The organism is Mucilaginibacter psychrotolerans (assembly GCF_004519315.1).
GTDB lineage: Bacteria > Bacteroidota > Bacteroidia > Sphingobacteriales > Sphingobacteriaceae > Mucilaginibacter > Mucilaginibacter psychrotolerans.
On the sequence record NZ_SOZE01000022.1, the window covers coordinates 60,913 to 79,834 of the forward strand.

Below are 18,922 nucleotides of genomic sequence, written 5' to 3' on the forward strand. Positions count from 1 at the left end.
TTAATTTTGCCGTTTATTCTTCCATCATGACGGAACAACATACACGGATTAGCCAGCTAAAAAACGAAATCGAACCCATTCGTGCGCAACTCATCGCACACCCGCTTTACCATAACATCAGCAGTATTGATGACCTGCATGTATTTATGCAGCACCATGTATTCGCGGTATGGGATTTTATGTCGCTACTGAAATCGCTTCAGCAGAATTTAACCTGTACCACCCTGCCCTGGATGCCCGTGGGTACCGCCAATACCCGCTACCTCATCAACGAAATAGTAACAGGCGAAGAAAGCGACGTAGACCATACCGGCAAGCGTACCAGCCACTTTGAACTGTACCTGCAAGCCATGGACCAGGCGGGCTGCGATGCATCGGCCATCTTATCGCTGTTTGCGCAACTAAGCACCCAACGTGATATAGACGACGCACTGGCAAACGCCGATATCCCCGAAGCTGCGCGTGCATTCGTAAGGCATACCTTCGATGTAATTGCTACCGATAAAACACACCTTACTGCAGCCGTGTTTACCTTCGGCCGCGAGGATTTGATACCCGGCATGTTCATAGAAATGGTTAAAAAGCTGAACGGGCAACTCCCGGGCAAAGTGGATATATTGCTATATTACCTGGAGCGCCATATAGAAGTAGATGGCGATCACCACAGCCAGTTGGCCTATCAAATGACGGCCGAACTTTGCGGCGAAGATGATAGCAAATGGAGCGAAGCAACAACCGCCGTTAAAGCCGCCCTGCAAGCCAGGCTGGCCCTATGGGATGGCATACTGGCTTCCATAAAAGAGGAAGTGGCTGTTTAAGCTTGCCCTGCTATTTATTATTTGGCTAAGCCAACACGCCTTTATAACCCTCGGGGAAAACCAGCAGGGGTACATCTACAGCTTTTGCCAGGTGTTGGGTGTGGCTGCCTTTTAACAGCCTGGTAAGGAACGGTTGCTGGCGGTGTACCATGGCCAGCATATCCACCTGCCCATGTTCGGCAAGCCAAGCCAGGCCCTCGTTAACCTGGTTATTTTGTACACCGCGGTAGTATATGCGCGGGTAATTTATCTTACAGGTTACATCGCGCAAAAAGCTGTCTACGCGATGTTGCTGCGCCGCCACATCTTCAATCTCGGCATTTACATGAGTTATCAGTATTTCGGCATTAAATAACCGGGCCATGCCCGCCAGCGATTGCAAAACCTCCAGATCGTCCTCGCTCAAATCAGTCGCAAACGCTATTTTTTTAATGCCTTTAAAGGTAGCGTGTGCAGGTATCAGCAGTATGGGAAAATCGGCCTTGCTGATCATCTCGCGGCTGTTACTCCCAAAAAGCAGCCGGTTAAAATCTCCTGCGCCCGACATCCCCATGATCACCAAATTGGCTTTATCAGCTGCAACCAACTCTTTTACGTAAGTTACCACCTCACCGGCATCACTGGCGTGCTCTATTTTGGGGTAAAAACTACCCTCCCCGCCCGCAGCCTCCTGCTCTTTAGATAAGGTTTTGGTTAGGTAATCCAGCTCAGCCTCTGCATCATTCTTTAGCGTACCGTAATCTTCCAGCGGCCATGCCACCTGCCCGGCCATTACGTAATCTGCAGGCACCTTTATGGCATTACAAAACTTAATGCCTGCTTTTAATTTCTGAGCAATGTGTACGGCATACTTTGCCGCATTATATGCAGCGGGCGAGAAGTCGGTAGGGATGAGTATTTTTTTCATGATATGCCTGAATTTTTTACTGATGCTAATTTTGCCAGAAAACCGCTTTTATGGAATGACGACCATCATAAATTATTTCTGATTTTGGTGACGCTCGTCACTTATTACCATTAAACCCAACAAGGCTAAACGCTACCGCGTGGTAGCAACGGCTTTGTTTGCGCCGTAAAGCGCCAGTTCCAGGCTGGCATCCAGGTTATAGATATCTTTATAGGTAACCACTTCGCCGTTCTTCACCTGGCAGGTAAGGTAGGTTATAGCAAGGGGCACGGCCTTTTTCAGGTAAAACGTTTTGGTTTGATACGCATTTATTGCTTTTTGCATGGCAGCTACTTTATCAGCACTGCCATCATTTTGCAACAGCGCAGCGGCAAGTTTATCGGCAAATTGTACGCGTACGCAACCTAAGCTTAACGCCCGTTCGGGTTTGCCAAACAGTTTTTGCTCGGGGGTATCTTGCAGGTATATGTTATACACATTGGTAAAACGGAACACCACCGCGCCGAGCGCGTTATCGCAACCTGATGATTGCCTGGCGTAGTACCTGCCCGGCCTTTGTTTTATTTTAATGAGGTATTCCTTGTTTGGGTGAATAAGCTCGCCCTCGTAATTATAAATGGCGTAATTATTTGCAGCCAGGTAGTTAACATCTTTAATGGCCTTTGGCAGCAATTCATTCGCAAATATTTTAGCGGGCACTTTCGGTTCCGGTGCGGTGGTAAAATACTTTATCCGGCTTTGCAGGCTCGGCGTTGGGTTGCCGGGCTTGCCAACAATTACCCTGAAAGTATCGATGCTGCTTGCGTGGTAAAAGTTGAGCACGTATGATGGTATGTTTACCTGTATGCCGTTCAGCGTATCCACATCAGCCCAGCGTAAACGCTCCATATTAATGGCCATTTTGCGTATAAGGGCTTCGGGCGTTTCATAGCAGTCTTCCTGGTAAAGCCCGGTAAGCAAATGCATTTGATACTGTAGTTGGTTATACCAGGCATTTTTTGGTTGCGCGCTTAATACTACCTCCATCAGGTCGGTACTTTGCATGGCTTGCTTAAGCAAGGCCACCGCTTTAAAACTACCTGCTTTATCCAAATCAATTTTTGCTGCCGGGTATTGGGGGTTCAGCTTGCCGTAATGCAGGTGATTGATAAAGGTAAGTATGGCATCGGTCAGCATGATATCGTATCGGGCCTGGCGATCTGCCGGCACGGTATTGGGTCGCTCCAAAATATCGTGCAGGGTAGTATATAAAAGTTCGTTTGGATGATAAGCCTCATGTGTGAGCCCAAACTGCAGCACGCAATCCATCATGAGCATAGCCGCCCATGCCTGCTTGCCATTGTTGCTGCCGGCAACCCAATTTGCCTTAAAATTTTGCTGTAGGTAAAAACTTGCTGTAGATGCCGGGAAATTGAGAGCCAATTTTCCGGCTGCCAACTGCTGCCTGATTTCTGTAGAAAGATCGGCATTGTTCGTGGGAAGCACTTTAAAAAATAATTCGCGCGATGGATTGTGCGATTCCCCTCTTGAGAGGGGTGGAGGGGTGTGTTTGTACGTTATGCATTGCGGCGAACACACTCCGCCACCGCACAAGCCACCATACCCCCTCTCAAGAGGGGAATTAAAACTTAAAAGCGATTTCCCTGCTGCATGGCTGTTAACGTTGGTATCCGCCCTGGCACTGGTGCCTGTTATTAAAGCAAATAACAATACTACCAAAAAAAGGCAAACTAAAAGCAGCGTATTGGCAGTACTTGCCGGCTTATATTGGTCTGATAATATTGGGTTCTTTTTCATGGCTTTGTGCTTTATGGTTTTCCATATCAAAGTTAAACCGGTACTCCCTGCATAAAATGACCGGCGTCATGCAATAAAATGAGTTGCAGCAAAGCAGGTTAGGCACAAAATGAGGGCGCACATGGGGTGAGACCATGGCGCCCTACGTATTTATGATTAATTGAGATGCCGAATGGTTTTAATCGGCCATATATGATGTTCATCTTCGCGCATCACGGTTTCGATGAGTGTAAACAGCTCTTTTTTCACCTGGCGAAATTCCTCCAACAAATTGGCTATCAAACCTTCCAGTTCTATTTGCTTACCCTTAAGCCTATCTATATTCTCGGGCACAAAATCGTCTGCCATCAGTTCCAACTGCCTTATTTGCTTAGCGAGCGCCTCCCGTAATAAAAGTTCGTCATCCTGCAGGCACTGTATTTTCTGCATAATTTTGCGGAGGTTTTCTACCCCCGAGAATTCTGCCACTTTGGTAAAATACCGGTCGATCAGGTGCTTGAAAAAAGAGGTTTCTACTTTAAAAAATTCCAGATCTGAGGCCCAGTGCTTCGCCATTAAATAGTACTGCAACGAGCGGGCCGACATAGCGTTAAATGTTCCCATATAGTTTTATAGTTATTGTAAATATGCGGCACTGATAACACTAACAAACTGATGCGATTCACAAAAAAAAGTGATGCAAAGCATATTTTAAGCTATAAATCAAAATCGTTTACTTAAGCCCCACCTAAATCCTCCCCGGTAGGGAGGACTTAAAAATTAAGGAGAACGAAGCTAAAGTCTCCCCTCCCCGGGGGAGATTATTCACCTGTTTTATTATTAATTGGTATTCATGAAGGCTTCGCCGTTTAGAGGGGGCTCATCTACCGTTCAAACAGCCAGCGTAAGGGTTTCAATTCCCGCTTCGGCTTCAATTTAAATTGCTTTATGCTTTTTTCCTTTATCAGCGCCACGGCCTCTTCTATATCATCGGTAACCAAAAAGTACTGCATATCATCGTTGCCTATGGTGTGGTTTGCCTTCATTACTTCAATGTGCGCTATCAACTCCTGGTGATATTCCCTGCCTAAAACGATGATGGGGAAGTTTTTTATTTTGTGGGTTTGTATCAGCGTAAGGGCTTCAAAATATTCATCGAGCGTGCCGTATCCGCCCGGCACAACCACAAAGGCAAACGAATATTTCACCAGCAGCACTTTCCGCAAAAAAAAGTGGCGCATATACACCCACTTATCCAGGTAGGGGTTTGGCTTTTGCTCAACCGGCAATTGTATATTGCAACCCACCGAAAAACCGCCAACATCCCGGGCACCGCGGTTGGCGGCTTCCATTAAACCAGGGCCACCGCCTGTAATAATAGTAAAACCCAGTTTAGCAAATTCGCCTGCTGCTTTGCGCGTTAGTTCATAATAAGGGTGGCCCTCATTAAACCTTGCCGACCCGAATACGGTGATACAGGGCCCTAAAAAGTGTAAAGCGCGCAACCCACGAATAAGATCTAGCATGGTTTCAATGGTAAATTTTAATTCTTTAAACCGCGATCGTGGCCCGTCGAGAAACTGTATATCGGTGTTGGTGCTCATACCATCAATATGGGAAAATAATCAGGGGCACGGTTATGCGGCCCGGCAGGCTTTCGCCGATATACTGCCCAAAAATTTCTTCGAAATGGAAACGGTGGTTTACAACTGCCAGCAAATCGTTATGCAAACCGTTTATCATTACATCTACCGCTTTACCCATATCGCGTTCGCTGGTGTTATTAAACAACAGGCGCGGGTAGTGCACACGGTTGTATATTTCGTTGGTAAAAATGCTTAGGGCATAGGCTTCATCCATGTGTGGCAGTCCCCGTGCCGATAAGTGGTTTACCGAAACAGTTGCATTGAACAGTGCTGCCAGCCCGGCCAGGAATTTGACGATCTCCAACCGGCAGTAACGTAGGTCGGCAACATAAACTATCCTTTCTAAATCTTTCACCTCCCAGTTTTCGGGTACCAGAATCATCGGGCATTTTATCCGGTTCAATACATAATTGGTGTTGATGATATTACCCGGTACCTCGGCTTGCGTAGCGCTACAGCCTTTAATAACCATCCAAATATTGCGGCTGTTTATTTCGGCAGCTATCTCACTTTCCTTTTTGCCGGCAATATCCAAAAACACCGCGCGTTGCAGCGGATCGTCGGCCGCATCGGGCACCACCAATGGCTCTTCAAGTGCCGGTGCCGAATTGCCTGCCACCAGGGCAAATTCGCGCACTACCACCGTTTTTGTCACAGGTTGATGTACTTGTGCAATAAGTATTTCACACTGCTCATGGCGGGCTATCAAATTTCCCAGCAAAAGGGCGTTCTCTGCCCCGGCAGAGTTATCGCTTATCACCAAAATTGTCTTCATCGTATTTACAGGCTTATGATTAGTGTAAAGATGAGGCCTGCACAGGGTGCGTAACAATGACTGCCGTCAGTAAAAATTATAGTTATAATCAATTATTTAAACGCCATACTTGCTGTATCTATACTAAAACATGATGCAAATCACTTTTTAGCGGGGGCAGCATTACTTTTTAAGCAATATGATCTATTCATATTTGTGATACGCATCATTTAAACGTTAATTTACACTATGGAAAATGCCGCTTTACTAAAAGCTATTATCAATAATGCCATTGACGGCATTATTACCATAGACGAACGGGGCCTGATAGAAACTATAAACCCGGCTGCGTGCAAGCTATTTGGCTACAGCCAGGAGGAGGTGACAGGCAAAAACGTTTCTTTCCTGATGCCTCCGCCCGACCGCAACCAGCACGACAATTACCTAAAGCGCCACCAGCATACCAACGTGCCACACATTATAGGTATAGGCCGCGAGGTTAATGGCCTGCGCAAGGATGGATCGGTGTTCCCGTTCCGGCTGGCGGTAAGCGAGGTGAATTATTCGGGGCGGAGAAAATATGCCGGCTTTATACACGACTTGAGTAAGCAAAAGGAAGCCGAGGAGCAGTTGAAAGACTACGCCCTGCACCTGGAAGAACTGGTAGACGAGCGCACGCGAGTACTAAAAGACACGGTGATGGCTCTTCAGGATGCCAAGGAAGAGGTGAGCATTTCCCTCGAAAAAGAGAAAGAGCTGGGGCAGATGAAGAGTCGCTTCGTATCTATGGCATCGCACGAATTCCGTACCCCGCTAAGCGCGGTGCAGTTATCGGTTTCGCTGATAGCTAAATACGCCGAGCCATACGATAATGAGAATATACGCAAGCATGTGGGCAAAATAAAAAACGCCGTGGGCACGCTAACTACCATCCTTAACGATTTCCTGTCGCTGGAGAAACTGGAGGCCGGCAAGGTAGAGCCGAGCTTCAGCAGTTTTGACGTAGTGAAGCTGGCCGAAGAGATAACCGAGGAAATGCAAACCGTAGCCAAGCAAAACCAAAACATCATCTATCAGCATACCGGTAAGGCCAGCATGGTAAATTTAGACCAAAACCTGCTCAAGCACTGCGTTATTAACCTTATTGCTAACGCAATAAAGTACTCGGGCGAGAATACATTTATCGAGTTCAATACCGAAATAAACCGCGAAGCCTGCATTATTACGATTAAGGACAATGGCATAGGTATACCGGAAACAGATCAGCGGCATTTGTTTGAACCGTTCTTTAGGGCGCACAACACCGGCAACATACCCGGCACCGGGCTGGGCCTTAATATAGTAGCCCGCTATGCCAATTTAATGAACGGTACCGTAGCTTTTAAAAGCGTGGTAAACCAGGGCACATCATTCACTATTTCATTTACGCATTATGAGTAAACAGGTTTTAATTATCGAAGACAATAACGACATCCGCGAAAGCATAGTAGAGATATTGCAACTGGCCGATTTTACCGTACACCAGGCCAGCAATGGCAAGTTAGGCGTTGAACTGGCCCTTGCCCAAAAGCCGGACATTATCCTTTGCGATATTATGATGCCCGAGCTGGATGGTTACGGTGTATTGTATCTGTTGCACAAAAACCCGGAAACCGCGGCAATCCCCTTTATATTCCTGACAGCCAAGGCCGAGCGGGTAGACCTGCGCAAAGGCATGGAAATGGGTGCCGACGATTACCTCACCAAGCCCTTCGACGATATAGAACTACTCACCGCGATAGAAAGCAGGCTGAAGAAAAAAGAATTGCAGCAAAACTTCTACAGCCAATCGTTGGATAGATTGAACACGCTGATTGCCAAAAACGGCGGCCTTGCCGAACTGCGGAGGGTAATAGCCGAACGCAAAAGCCGACAATTGAAAAAGAACCAGGTAATTTATTACGAGGGCGATAAAGGTAACGGCTTGTACATTGTGCTGAGCGGAAAAGTAAAAACCATGAAACTGGCCGAGGATGGCCGCGAACTGATGACCGGCATTTATGCTGCCGACGATTACCTGGGTGTAAACGCCATGCTGGCGGGCGAACCTTACTCAGATACCGCCACCACGCTGGAAGATACGCAACTTTGCCTTATCCCCAGGGAGCAGTTGGACGAACTGATAAACCAGTACCCCGAGGTGGCCCGCGAATTTATTACGATACTGGCCAATAACGTGCGCGAAAAGGAGGATCAGCTGTTACAACTGGCCTATCAATCGGTACGTAAGCGGATGGCAGGCGCCTTGCTACGTCTGCATAAACAACAAAACAATGCGGAGAGCATTAAGATAAGTCGCGAGGATATGGCCGCCATGGCGGGCATGGCTACAGAAACCGTTAGCCGCACGCTTACCGATTTTAAAGACGAAGGGCTGATAGAAAAAAAAGGCAGTGTGATAACCATTTTAGATGAAAAACGCTTGCAGAAAATGAAAAACTGACGAAGATCACTTTTTAGCCTGACCGTTCTCAAACATAGGCCGCTGCCGTTACGATAACTTTGATAACAAATTATTGTGGATGAAAGCGGTAGCATACAGCATAAAGCCCTTTGAAAAGGAATACCTGGCCAAGGCAAATCAAAAAAAACATGATATAACCCTTATATCAAACCCATTGAGCTTAGAGACAGCCCTCTTTGCCGAGGGTAAAGACGCGGTTATCGTTTTCACTAACGACGATGTATCGGCAAACGTAGTGCAGCGGCTGGCAGAAATGGGCGTTAAGTACATTGCCACCCGCTCTGCCGGTACGGACCACATAGACAAAGAAGCTGCCGCCAAATACCACATCAAAGTGGCCAATGTGCCTCAATACTCGCCGCAGGCCATTGCCGAGCATTCTGTAGCGCTTGCCTTTGCCCTCAGCCGCAGGCTCATCAAAGCCGATTACAACAGCCACCATTTCAATTTCACCAACGATGAGCTCATCGGTTTCAATTTCCACGGCAAAACCGTGGGGCTGATTGGCCTGGGCAATACCGGACTGGCAGTAGCGGCCATATACCATGGCATGGGCTGCAAAGTAATTGCGCACGACCTTAACTTCCCGGCAGGTTCCGCTATAGTGAAGCAGGCTTCCCTGCAGGAAATTTATGCCACTGCAGATATTATCTCGCTGCACGTACCTTTAACGCACGCCACAAAACACATCATCAATAAAGATACCATTGCGCTGATGAAAACCGGCGTAATGCTCATCAACACTTCGCGCGGTGCCTTACTTAATACCGCCGATGTAATTGCCGCACTGGAAAGCCATAAAATTGGCTACCTGGGCCTTGATGTTTATGAGTTTGAGAAAGGCCTCTTTTTTGAAGATCACGAAGACGACCTGGTAAAAGATGCCCTGTTAACCCAACTAATACACCGCGATAATGTGCTGATAACGCCTCACCAGGCCTACCTCACACGAGAATCGTTACAGGAGATATGCAACCAAACCATCAAAAACCTGGATATGTGGCATCAAAACAAATGCGTGGGTAAAGCCTGCGTGTGTGCCAATAACTGCCGCACTGCAGTTGCTATTGCCATAAGCCATTAAAACGGTAGCTATTCCTAAAATATTCCTCCATTACTTTTTAGGAATTTTGCCAAATAGCAGCCTGTTACATTCATATAATCCTCTACACCATGTCATTAACGGATAAGCTTTTAACCGAAAAATATAACGTTGCCGCGCCGCGCTACACCAGCTACCCCACCATGCCCTATTGGGATACGGAAGCATTTACAACTAACGCATGGGCAGCCAGCGTGCAAGCCTCATTTACCCATAGCAACAGCACCGATGGGATAAGCCTGTACGTGCACCTCCCTTTTTGCGAAAGCCTTTGCACCTATTGCGGCTGTAATACACGCATTACCAAAAACCACGGGGTAGAGCAGCCTTACATCAAAGCGGTATTAAAGGAATGGCAGATGTACAGGGATATGATGGGCGATACCCCCGTAATACGCGAATTGCATTTGGGTGGTGGCACGCCAACCTTCTTCAGTCCCGAAAATTTAAAGCAACTGATAGAAGGCTTGCTTGATGGTGCCATTGTACACCTCCGCGCCGAATTCAGCTTTGAAGCCCACCCGGGTAATACCACTGCGGAGCATTTGAAAGCATTATACGCCGTTGGCTTCCGTCGCCTTAGTTTGGGCATCCAGGATTTCGACCCGAAGGTGCAGTTCATCATCAACCGGCACCAAACGCTTGAGCAGGTGCGCGAGGTTACCATGGAGGCCCGCCGTATGGGTTACACCTCTATTAACTACGATTTGATTTATGGCCTGCCGCTGCAAACTGCCGACGGACTGATCAGCACCATGCAAATGGTAAGCGAGCTGATGCCCGATAGGATTGCCTTTTACAGCTATGCCCACGTACCCTGGATAAAAGCCAGTCAGCGCCGCTTCACCGAAGCCGACCTGCCCGATGCCGACGCTAAACAAAAACTATACGGTATTGGCCGTAGCCTGCTCAAAAACTACGGCTATATAGAAGTGGGTATGGACCACTTTGCCCTGCCACACGATTCGTTGTTACAAGCAGCGGAGAGCGGCCAGCTGCATCGTAATTTTATGGGCTATACGCATCAGCACACCCAATTGATGATAGGCTTGGGCGTATCGTCTATCAGCGATTCCTGGTATGGTTTTGCGCAAAACGTAAAACAGCTGGAAGAATACCACAGGCTGATAGAACAAGGCGAGTTGCCGGTGTTCAAGGGCCATATACTCACCCGGGATGACCTTGTATTGCGCAAGCACATCCTCAATATCATGTGTACCGGCACCACCACCTGGAACCACCATACCGAGCCCTGTGAGGCCCTGGTATTTGGCATAGAACGCCTGCAGGCCCTGGAAGACGACGACCTGATAGAACTCAATTTTTTAGGCCTTACCGTAACCGAAAAAGGCAAACGCTTTTTGCGCAATATATGTATGGCCCTGGATGCCCGCCTTTGGGCCGACAAGCCAACCACGCCGCTGTTTAGCATGGCGGTATAGAAAGTAGTAATAGCGCCATAACCACACCAACTCTTCCCCCCTTGTCATTGCTAAGCCCCCGGACGGGGCTAGCGCATTTGGGGGCTGTGGCAATCTCCTCTCGAGGTCCGAGCGAATTTTCAGCCACTTAACCAACCAGAAATTTTTTAACTATAGCGCTAAAAACGACTGTTCAAAACAAGTAAAAGGCTTTTTGCTTTTTCAACCGTAGAAAGGCGAAAAAACCTCCGAAAACCACAGAAAAGCACCGATTTTTTTCGGGAATTTTGATGGTTTTATCCTGCCACCGGGGTAACAAAACGGGAACAAAAGTACACCGCGGGAGCTCACCATTTCCTTGTATTTTTTGAAATTCTATAAAATAAAAACCGCACAAGAACTTCGGTAAGTTAGACCTATAAACAAAAAAGCCGGCTACATCTAAACGATGGCCGACTTGCTGTTTATATGAATTGTTGAATTAGGCTGTTGCTATTTCCAGCACAATGCGGCCTTCAATCTCACCCTTTTTCATGTTATCGAAAACGGTATTGATGTCTTCCAGCTTGGCCGTATGTACGGTGGCTTTTACCTTGCCGGCAACGGCAAATGCAATGGCTTCCTGCATATCTTTACGGGTACCTACAATAGATCCCCTGATGGTGTAGCGGTTAAGAACCGTATCAAATATCGACAGATCGAAGCCGCCTTTTGGTAAACCATTGAGGGCCAGAGTACCTTTGCGCCTAAGCATGCCTATACCCTGCTCAAACGCAACAGGCGATACCGCAGTTACCAGCACGCCATGCATGCCGCCGGTTTGTTTCTTCAGATAGCTGCCGGGGTCCTGCTGTTTGGCATTCACCACCAAATCGGCCCCCAGGCGTTTTGCCAGGTCGAGCTTATCATCGGCAATATCTACAGCGGCCACCAGCATGCCCATGGCTTTGGCGTATTGTATGGCCAAATGCCCCAGTCCGCCTATGCCCGATATAGCTACCCACTCACCGGGTTTGGTTTCGGTTTCCTTCAGGCCTTTGTACACAGTAACGCCGGCACAAATAATAGGTGCCATATCCACAAAATTAACCCCCGCCGGAAAATGCGCCACGTAGCGCGAATCGGCCACTACATATTCGGCGAAGCTGCCGTTCACGCTATACCCGCCGTTCTGTTGTTCCGCACAAAGCGTTTCCCAACCGGTAATGCAAAACTCGCAGCAACCGCATGCACTGTAAAGCCAGGGCACACCTACTATATCGCCTTCCTGCACATTGGTTACGCCCTGCCCTTTGGCTACAACATAGCCTATCCCCTCGTGCCCGGGTATCAGCGGCAACTGCGGCTTAACGGGCCAGTCGCCGTTGCAGGCGTGTAAATCGGTATGGCAAACGCCACAAGCCATTACTTTTACCAACAGCTGGTTGTAGCCTGGCTCGGGAACGGGGACTTGTTCAATCAGCAACGGTGCTCCAAATTCATGGATTACGGCAGCCTTCATTGTTTTTGGGATCATGTTTGTTTAACTGGTTAGATGAATAAGATGCGATAGTATTAAATCAAAAAGATAAGTAACATCAGTACATGCGTAACAACGCTTACGGCCAGTAAACCCAGCAGTGTTTTGATACCAGAGCCGCCCATGCCTGCAATAATATTGGCGAAAAACAGCGCCAGTGTAATAGCCAGTACAACTATCGGCGCGTGGAAGTAGTACATAAATACGGCTGGCAGCGGCAGGAAGAGTACGCCTTGCGCTATCAGGGATACTAAAAACCAAGCGGTTTTGTTAGGTGCCTGCTCATCGGCCCAGAGGCTTAGGCGGGTAAGGAAATTGTTAGTAGTGGTTTTAGCAGGAGTGCTATTGGCCCAGTGGGCGGCAGTGTTGGTTAAAGTTGCCATGATGTGTGTATTGATAATTTATACCACAAAGATGGCCAGTTGGCCACGCCCAAGCCATGACGGCGGGCCTTTTCAAAAGTGACAGGCGTCACATTTGTTGGTCAATGGCAAATACTGCCATCGGGGTTCCTGGCAGGGCTAAGGTAAGGTATATCGAGGCCTGCTCCGCGCAGAATAAACCATAGGCCCAGGCAAACCATTAGGTAGGGCAAAAACACGTTTATTTTGCGGCGCACCGCCGGCCCCGCGAAGCCTGCGCTTACGGTAGCAAGCAGCATCAGTGGGAAGGTGCCAGCGCCAAACCAAAACATATATTGCGATGCAGTTACCGGCGATGGCGTATTGATTGCGCCCAACAAAGCCAGATACACAAAACCACAAGGCAAAAATCCATTCAATAACCCAACGGCCAAATGCCCGGCCTGGTGCTTTAAAGCATAGTTCAGCATACGGTTTACCGGCGAAAAAAAGGCTTTATTGCCTTTGCCTAGTAACAGCCTCCATTTTAATATGCGACTTACGCCTACCGCAATAATAATAAGCCCCGTAACAATACTTACGGCCTGCTGCAGGTTTGCCAGCCACAATTGCTTACCCAAAAATCCCACTACAAAGCCCAGCAACGTATAAGTGATAACCCGACCGCTGTTGTAAAGTAACTTATCTACAACCATACGCCAGCGGCTTTGCCCAAACGAGGGGATGGCTAAAGCAAGCGGCCCGCACATGCCAACGCAGTGCAGGCTGCCAAACAAGCCTATAAAAAAAGCGATCTCGTTGCTGCTCATTTTACCAACACTTCTTTTTTATACAAGTATTGTTTGTTGTTGCTTTTCCATTCTATTGATAATTGCCAGGGGCCGCGGGCCATGTTGGCCAATGGAATAGTCACTAGCCGCCCTGTATCTGAGTTGAGTTGGAATACCTTATCCATACTTGTGCTGGAGGGGCGCATGAACTTGACGTTACCAACAACCGGCCTGTTAAACACGAATTGCAAGGCCCCGTTTGTCTGTGTGATGGTGGGGCGGGCATTGTCTTTAGTTACCTGTTGTTCGCGGTTGTACTCTTGGTTAAAGTTCAAACCCTTTTCATAATACTGGTGGTCAAAATCATCTGCCGGCACATTGAACATGTAGATGCACATACAGATGATGAAGAGCATAAATACTACCATGCCCCCAATTATTCCTTTTCCCCAATTCATTTGCTTAATTATTTACAGGGCCTAAAAAAGAGGCGCTTACGGTTTGTATGATCTTGTTATTGGCTATCACCTGCAGCTTAATATCCGTTTTTGGCGTATGGATGGCCGCTGCCTTCACCATCAGAAAAAACACCACTTTGGTAGAGCCGCCTTTGGCAATTTTATCCGGTGCCTGGATATATTTTATTTTGATAGCCGGGTCTTCTGCTTTAATAGTGATGGTGGTTGGCACGTTGAATTTATTGATAATTTCGGCATTGTAAATATTGCTGATGTAGCCTCCGGGTTGTTCCTGGTACAGCATACCGGCACTGCGCATCACGGTCATATCCAAATCTGTCCTGCTGAAGATAAAGTAACAAAGTACCGACATCATCACCGCAATTACCGCGCTATAGCCCATCATCCTGAGCGTAAAAACAGGCTTTTGATTATTGGCGATCATGTTTTCAGAATAGTAGCCAATGAGGTTGCGCGGCTTGTGTATCTTATCCATCACATAATCGCAGGCATCTATACATGCGGTGCAATTAACGCACTCCAGCTGTGTGCCGTTACGGATATCAATACCCGTAGGGCAAACCGCTACGCAGAGGTTACAATCTACACAATCGCCCAGCGGAGGTGCCGATGGCCCGGCATTTCTATCAAGTTTACCTCGAGGCTCTCCCCTTGTCTTGTTATAGGCCACAACAATGGTATCGTTATCTAAAAGCACGCCCTGCAAACGGCCATAGGGGCATATTACGGTACATACCAGCTCGCGCACCTGACTGTAAACAAAGTAAAAAACGGCAGTAAACACCCAAATACTAAGGAAGCCAACCCAATGCAGGCTAACCGACTCGGTAACTATTTTTACCAGTGCCTCGCTGCCGATGACGTATGCCAGGAAAGTGTTGGCTATTAAAAACGACACGAGGATGAACAACAGGTGCTTGCTGCCTTTCTTCAGTATCTTTTCCCTGTCCCAGGGCGCGGCATCCAGTTGTTTGCGTTTGTTGGCATCGCCCTCTATCCATATCTCTATCTTACGGAAAACCATCTCCATAAATATGGTTTGGGGGCATATCCAGCCGCAAAACACCCGGCCGAAAGCCAGCGTAAACAGGGCCACGCAAACAATGAACACGAGCGTGGCCAGCACAAACAGAAAGATATCCTGCGGCCAAAAAACCTGTCCCGCTATCACAAAGTGCCGTTCCAACACATTCAGCAGCAATAGCGGCTGCCCGTTTATCCGCAGGAACGGCCCCGCAAAAAAGAACACCAGGTACACATAGCTAATGATGCTCCGCCACTTGTAAAACCTGCCTTTACGCAACGATGGATATAGCCACCTCCTCTTACCTTCGCTCCCAATCGTTATCGATGCGTCCATTTTAGTTTGCTGCTATTTTATTATCTTCTTCTTTGGTTCCTTGCGGTTCTTTTGCAGCCGCCGGATGTGTATCTTTCAATGACAATATATAGTTAGCCACATCGGATATCTGCTTGGGCGATAGCTGCTTTTCCCAGGTAGGCATGCCTTTGCTCAACACACCATATTTCACGGTTTTGAATATGTCGCCAATCTTGTGCCCATGTAACCAATACTCATCGGTAAGGTTGGGGCCAACTACACCCTGACCGTGTTCGCCATGACAAGCTGCGCAGTTTTGTTTAAACACAGCCTGCCCCGATGCGATCACTTCCGGATCGCTAACAAATTTTACCGTATTCTCGTCTACACGGTTTGCAGCTTTACTCAGGTACACCTTTTGCGCCGCATCAGCCTGTGCAACCTCGTTTTTATACTCATCATACTGCAAAGGTGCCAGCCCAAAAACATGGTATATGAGCAGATAGCACACTGCAAATGCTATGGTACTATAAAAAAGCACCATAAACCAGGCCGGCGTGGGGTTGTCAAGCTCCTGTATGCCATCATACTCGTGTTCCATAATCATATCCTTTTCTTCGGATAGTGGCCTTAAGGATAATAACTTGTTCCAAACCTGCGCCTTGGGTTTGGCCTCGGCCTTTGCAGGCTTTAGTTCGGCAGCAATTTGCTGGTTGGTATAACCCTGGCTTTTCAAAATAACTTTGGTAAGCACTTTAAAAGTGCGCAGTATCATCAAAAGCGCTAACAGGAACAGCAGCATCATGGCGATGATGGCACCGTAGCCAATATAATTTTGCATCTCAGGAGATACAAGGCTATCATTTTGGGCGCTTGCGGGTTGCAAAAACATTACAAAAACAGCAAGCAATATTAAACGTAAGTATTTCATGGCAATTGGGTGTTAAGTACTTCGCCTTCGTTATCATTCAGGGGGATGGCGCTCATATGATCTACATGGCTTTTTTTGAGCCTGAGCAGCAGCACGGTTACAATAATAAAAAACACTAAAAATATCCCCAGTGAGAAAAGCAGGTACACCTGATTCCCTTGTATGTTTTCTGTAAATTGCTTAAACATGATATGGTTATTTATTGGTGGTTTTGGTTGCTTTAATATCTACTCCCAGGCGTTGCAGATAAGCTATCACGGCTATTATCTCTTTATTGCTCTGCACTTTTATCTTATCCTTGGCCAGGTTATCGGCAATATCTTTTGCCTGTTTGTCAAGTTCTCTGTTGGCTATTTTGTCGTAGCCCGCAGGATATGGCACGCCCAGGGTTTGCATGGCGCGTATTTTGGCTGGTGTAGAAGCGGTGTCAAGCTTCTGGCTTATTAACCAATCGTAATTTGGCATAATACTGCCTTGTGACATCACGCGGGGATCCATCATGTGGTTATAATGCCAGGCATTGCCGTATTTCTGACCTTCACGGGCCAAATCGGGGCCTGTACGCTTAGATCCCCACAAGAACGGATGATCGTACACGAACTCGCCTGCCTTGCTGTACTCACCGTAACGCTCCGTTTCTGAACGGAAAGGTCTTACAGTTTGTGAGTGACAGTTAGAGCAGCCTTCTCTAATATATATATCGCGGCCCTGCAGTTCCAGCGGGGTATATGGTTTTACGCTGGCAATAGTAGGCACGTTAGATGATATGGTAAGCGTAGGCATCAGCTCGATAACCGTACCGATGAGGATAACCACTAAGGCAGCCACCATCAATTGTATGGGTTTACGTTCCAACCGGCGGTGCCAGGCTTTTTCGCGCTCGATAGTGTGTACTGGCTCCAGCGCCATAGCCTGTGCAGGCTCGTTGGCTACCAGTTTGCCCTGCCGCATGGTTTTGAAAAGGTTATAGGCCATTACAATAACACCCAGTAAATACATGGCCCCACCTACCGAACGCATGATATGCATCGGGATGATTAATAGGGTAGTCTGTAAAAAGTTAGGGTATTTCAATATGCCTTCGGGTGTAAACTCCTTCAGCATTAAGCCCTGGGTAAAACCTGCCCAATACATGGGTATGGCATAAAACAATATACCCAGCGTGCCTATCCAAAAGTGGAAAGAGGCCAGTTTTTTGGAGTAAAGCTCGGTTTTGTACATTCTCGGCATTAGCCAATACAAAATGGCAAAAGTGAGGAAGCCATTCCAGCCCAAAGCACCCACGTGTACGTGCGCTACTATCCAATCGGAAAAGTGAGCTATGCTATTTACTTGTTTAAGCGATAACATAGGCCCTTCGAAAGTGGCCATACCGTAAGCAGTAAGGCCTACTACCATAAACTTAAGCACTACATCTTCGCGTACCTTATCCCAGGCCCCGCGTAGCGTAAGCAAGCCGTTGATCATACCTCCCCAACTTGGCGCTATCAGCATGATAGAAAAGGCCACACCTAATGATTGCGCCCAGCCAGGTAATGTGGTGTATAACAAGTGGTGCGGACCTGCCCATATGTATATAAATATCAGTGCCCAAAAGTGCAGGATACTAAGCTTATAAGAATAAATTGGGCGGTTGGCCATTTTAGGCAGGAAGTAATACATCATGCCCAGGTATGGCGTGGTAAGGAAAAATGCCACAGCGTTGTGGCCGTACCACCATTGCACCAATGCATCCTGCACACCGGCATAAACCATATAGCTTTTGAATGGCGATACCGGCAGCTCGAAAGAGTTTACGATATGCAGCACCGCTATGGTAACAAAAGTGGCAATGTAAAACCAAATGGCTACATATAAATGCCGCTCGCGGCGTTTGAAAATGGTACCGAACATATTAACACCGAACACAACCCATATCAACGTAATGGCTATATCGATGGGCCATTCCAGTTCGGCATATTCGTGTGATGTGGTTAGGCCAAGCGGCAAAGTAATTACTGCCGATACGATGATTAGTTGCCAGCCCCAGAAGTGTATCTGGCTGAGCGCGGTGCTGAACATCCTGGCCTTAAGCAGCCTTTGCAGCGAATAATAAACGCCCATGAATATAGCATTGCCCACAAACGCAAAGATTACCGCATTGGTATGCAGTGGCCTGATGCGCCCGAAAGTAGTGTATTGATTGCCCATATTGGCAGCGGGATGAAACAGTTGTATGGCTGCAATAAGCCCTACCGTCATCCCGATGATGCCCCAAACAATGGTTGCAATACCAAAGTTGCGCACGATCTTGTTATCATAATAAAATTTCTCCGGCTCCATATATTGTGATTTTTATTTCGGTGGTAAAATTATAATCGCCAACCCGGCGACAGAATGACCTCAGTTGGCTTAAAAGGTGATGGCGGTCACTTATCGGTGGCTCGTTGCTTGTCGTGTGGCTATTTGACTCACCCCGGGTTCGCTATCGCTGCCCGACCCTCTCTTCGCTACGCGGAAAGAGGGAGAGCTACGGTATATTATTTTCTTGCCCTCTTTGCGTAGCAGAGAGGGCCGACGCCCGCGAATGGCGGGCCGACTGGGTGAGTCAAATAACGACACAAGCATGCCAAT

18 protein-coding genes are annotated in these 18,922 nt (G+C 47.6%); 5 read left to right on the forward strand and 13 right to left on the reverse strand.

The genetic code is table 11. The features are described from left to right. Positions 1-26 precede the first annotated feature (26 nt). Positions 27-818 carry a DUF3050 domain-containing protein gene (locus E2R66_RS19240; protein WP_133233598.1) on the forward strand — a complete coding sequence of 264 codons (792 nt, stop codon included), beginning with the start codon at positions 27-29 and terminating at the stop codon, positions 816-818. Between the two features lie 25 nt (positions 819-843). Here the strand turns inward: E2R66_RS19240 and E2R66_RS19245 are convergent, their stop codons facing one another. The 5 genes from E2R66_RS19245 to E2R66_RS19265 all read right to left on the reverse strand — a co-directional run bounded on the left by E2R66_RS19245 (position 844) and on the right by E2R66_RS19265 (position 5,922). Then, positions 844-1,725 (reverse strand): universal stress protein, encoded by an 882-nt coding sequence (locus tag E2R66_RS19245; protein WP_133233600.1) that lies wholly within the window; start codon positions 1,723-1,725, stop codon positions 844-846. A 132-nt stretch (positions 1,726-1,857) separates the two neighbouring features. Continuing rightward, positions 1,858-3,522: a L,D-transpeptidase scaffold domain-containing protein gene (locus E2R66_RS19250; protein WP_133233602.1), complete on the reverse strand. Its 1,665-nt coding sequence runs from the start codon at positions 3,520-3,522 to the stop codon at positions 1,858-1,860. Positions 3,523-3,678: 156 nt separating this feature from the next. Next, positions 3,679-4,125, reverse strand: coding sequence for a hypothetical protein (locus E2R66_RS19255; protein WP_133233604.1), 447 nt, complete (start codon positions 4,123-4,125; stop codon positions 3,679-3,681). Between the two features lie 260 nt (positions 4,126-4,385). Next, a complete protein-coding gene (locus E2R66_RS19260) occupies positions 4,386-5,105 on the reverse strand; it encodes an LOG family protein (protein ID WP_133233606.1) in 720 nt (239 codons plus the stop codon). Positions 5,106-5,109: 4 nt separating this feature from the next. Beyond that, the gene (locus E2R66_RS19265; RefSeq protein ID WP_133233608.1) at positions 5,110-5,922 is read right to left on the reverse strand and encodes a universal stress protein; all 813 of its coding nucleotides are present in this window, start codon (positions 5,920-5,922) and stop codon (positions 5,110-5,112) included. Positions 5,923-6,150: 228 nt separating this feature from the next. On the opposite strand from E2R66_RS19265, the gene E2R66_RS19270 reads away from it, so the two are divergent. The 4 genes from E2R66_RS19270 to hemN all read left to right on the forward strand — a co-directional run bounded on the left by E2R66_RS19270 (position 6,151) and on the right by hemN (position 10,948). Beyond that, entirely contained in the window at positions 6,151-7,341 is a 1,191-nt protein-coding gene (locus tag E2R66_RS19270) for a PAS domain-containing sensor histidine kinase (RefSeq protein WP_133233610.1), read from the forward strand. Next, positions 7,334-8,383 (forward strand): response regulator, encoded by a 1,050-nt coding sequence (locus E2R66_RS19275; RefSeq protein WP_133233612.1) that lies wholly within the window; start codon positions 7,334-7,336, stop codon positions 8,381-8,383. The genes E2R66_RS19270 and E2R66_RS19275 overlap by 8 nt, the downstream gene beginning before the upstream one ends. 79 nt (positions 8,384-8,462) lie before the next feature. Next, positions 8,463-9,488: a 2-hydroxyacid dehydrogenase gene (locus tag E2R66_RS19280; protein ID WP_133233614.1), complete on the forward strand. Its 1,026-nt coding sequence runs from the start codon at positions 8,463-8,465 to the stop codon at positions 9,486-9,488. An 89-nt stretch (positions 9,489-9,577) separates the two neighbouring features. Next, positions 9,578-10,948, forward strand: coding sequence for an oxygen-independent coproporphyrinogen III oxidase (gene hemN, locus E2R66_RS19285; RefSeq protein WP_133233616.1), 1,371 nt, complete (start codon positions 9,578-9,580; stop codon positions 10,946-10,948). 460 nt (positions 10,949-11,408) lie between these two features. On the opposite strand, the gene adhP is transcribed toward hemN, so the two are convergent. The 8 genes from adhP to ccoN form a co-directional block, all read right to left on the reverse strand. After that, on the reverse strand, positions 11,409-12,443 hold the full coding sequence (gene adhP, locus E2R66_RS19290; RefSeq protein ID WP_133233618.1) for an alcohol dehydrogenase AdhP: 1,035 nt from the start codon (positions 12,441-12,443) through the stop codon (positions 11,409-11,411). A gap of 38 nt (positions 12,444-12,481) precedes the next feature. After that, on the reverse strand, positions 12,482-12,829 hold the full coding sequence (locus E2R66_RS19295) for a hypothetical protein (protein ID WP_133233620.1): 348 nt from the start codon (positions 12,827-12,829) through the stop codon (positions 12,482-12,484). Between the two features lie 101 nt (positions 12,830-12,930). Then, positions 12,931-13,617: a sulfite exporter TauE/SafE family protein gene (locus tag E2R66_RS19300; RefSeq protein ID WP_133233622.1), complete on the reverse strand. Its 687-nt coding sequence runs from the start codon at positions 13,615-13,617 to the stop codon at positions 12,931-12,933. Then, a complete protein-coding gene (locus E2R66_RS19305) occupies positions 13,614-14,036 on the reverse strand; it encodes a FixH family protein (RefSeq protein WP_133233624.1) in 423 nt (140 codons plus the stop codon). The genes E2R66_RS19300 and E2R66_RS19305 overlap by 4 nt, the downstream gene beginning before the upstream one ends. A 4-nt stretch (positions 14,037-14,040) precedes the next feature. Continuing rightward, entirely contained in the window at positions 14,041-15,417 is a 1,377-nt protein-coding gene (gene ccoG / locus E2R66_RS19310; protein WP_133233626.1) for a cytochrome c oxidase accessory protein CcoG, read from the reverse strand. Position 15,418: 1 nt separating this feature from the next. Further along, on the reverse strand, positions 15,419-16,309 hold the full coding sequence (locus tag E2R66_RS19315) for a cbb3-type cytochrome c oxidase N-terminal domain-containing protein (protein WP_133233628.1): 891 nt from the start codon (positions 16,307-16,309) through the stop codon (positions 15,419-15,421). Beyond that, positions 16,306-16,497 carry a hypothetical protein gene (locus E2R66_RS19320; protein WP_133233630.1) on the reverse strand — a complete coding sequence of 64 codons (192 nt, stop codon included), beginning with the start codon at positions 16,495-16,497 and terminating at the stop codon, positions 16,306-16,308. Before E2R66_RS19320 ends, E2R66_RS19315 begins: the two co-directional genes overlap by 4 nt. Positions 16,498-16,504: 7 nt before the next feature. After that, entirely contained in the window at positions 16,505-18,631 is a 2,127-nt protein-coding gene (gene ccoN / locus E2R66_RS19325) for a cytochrome-c oxidase, cbb3-type subunit I (protein ID WP_133233632.1), read from the reverse strand. Positions 18,632-18,922: the final 291 nt, after the last annotated feature.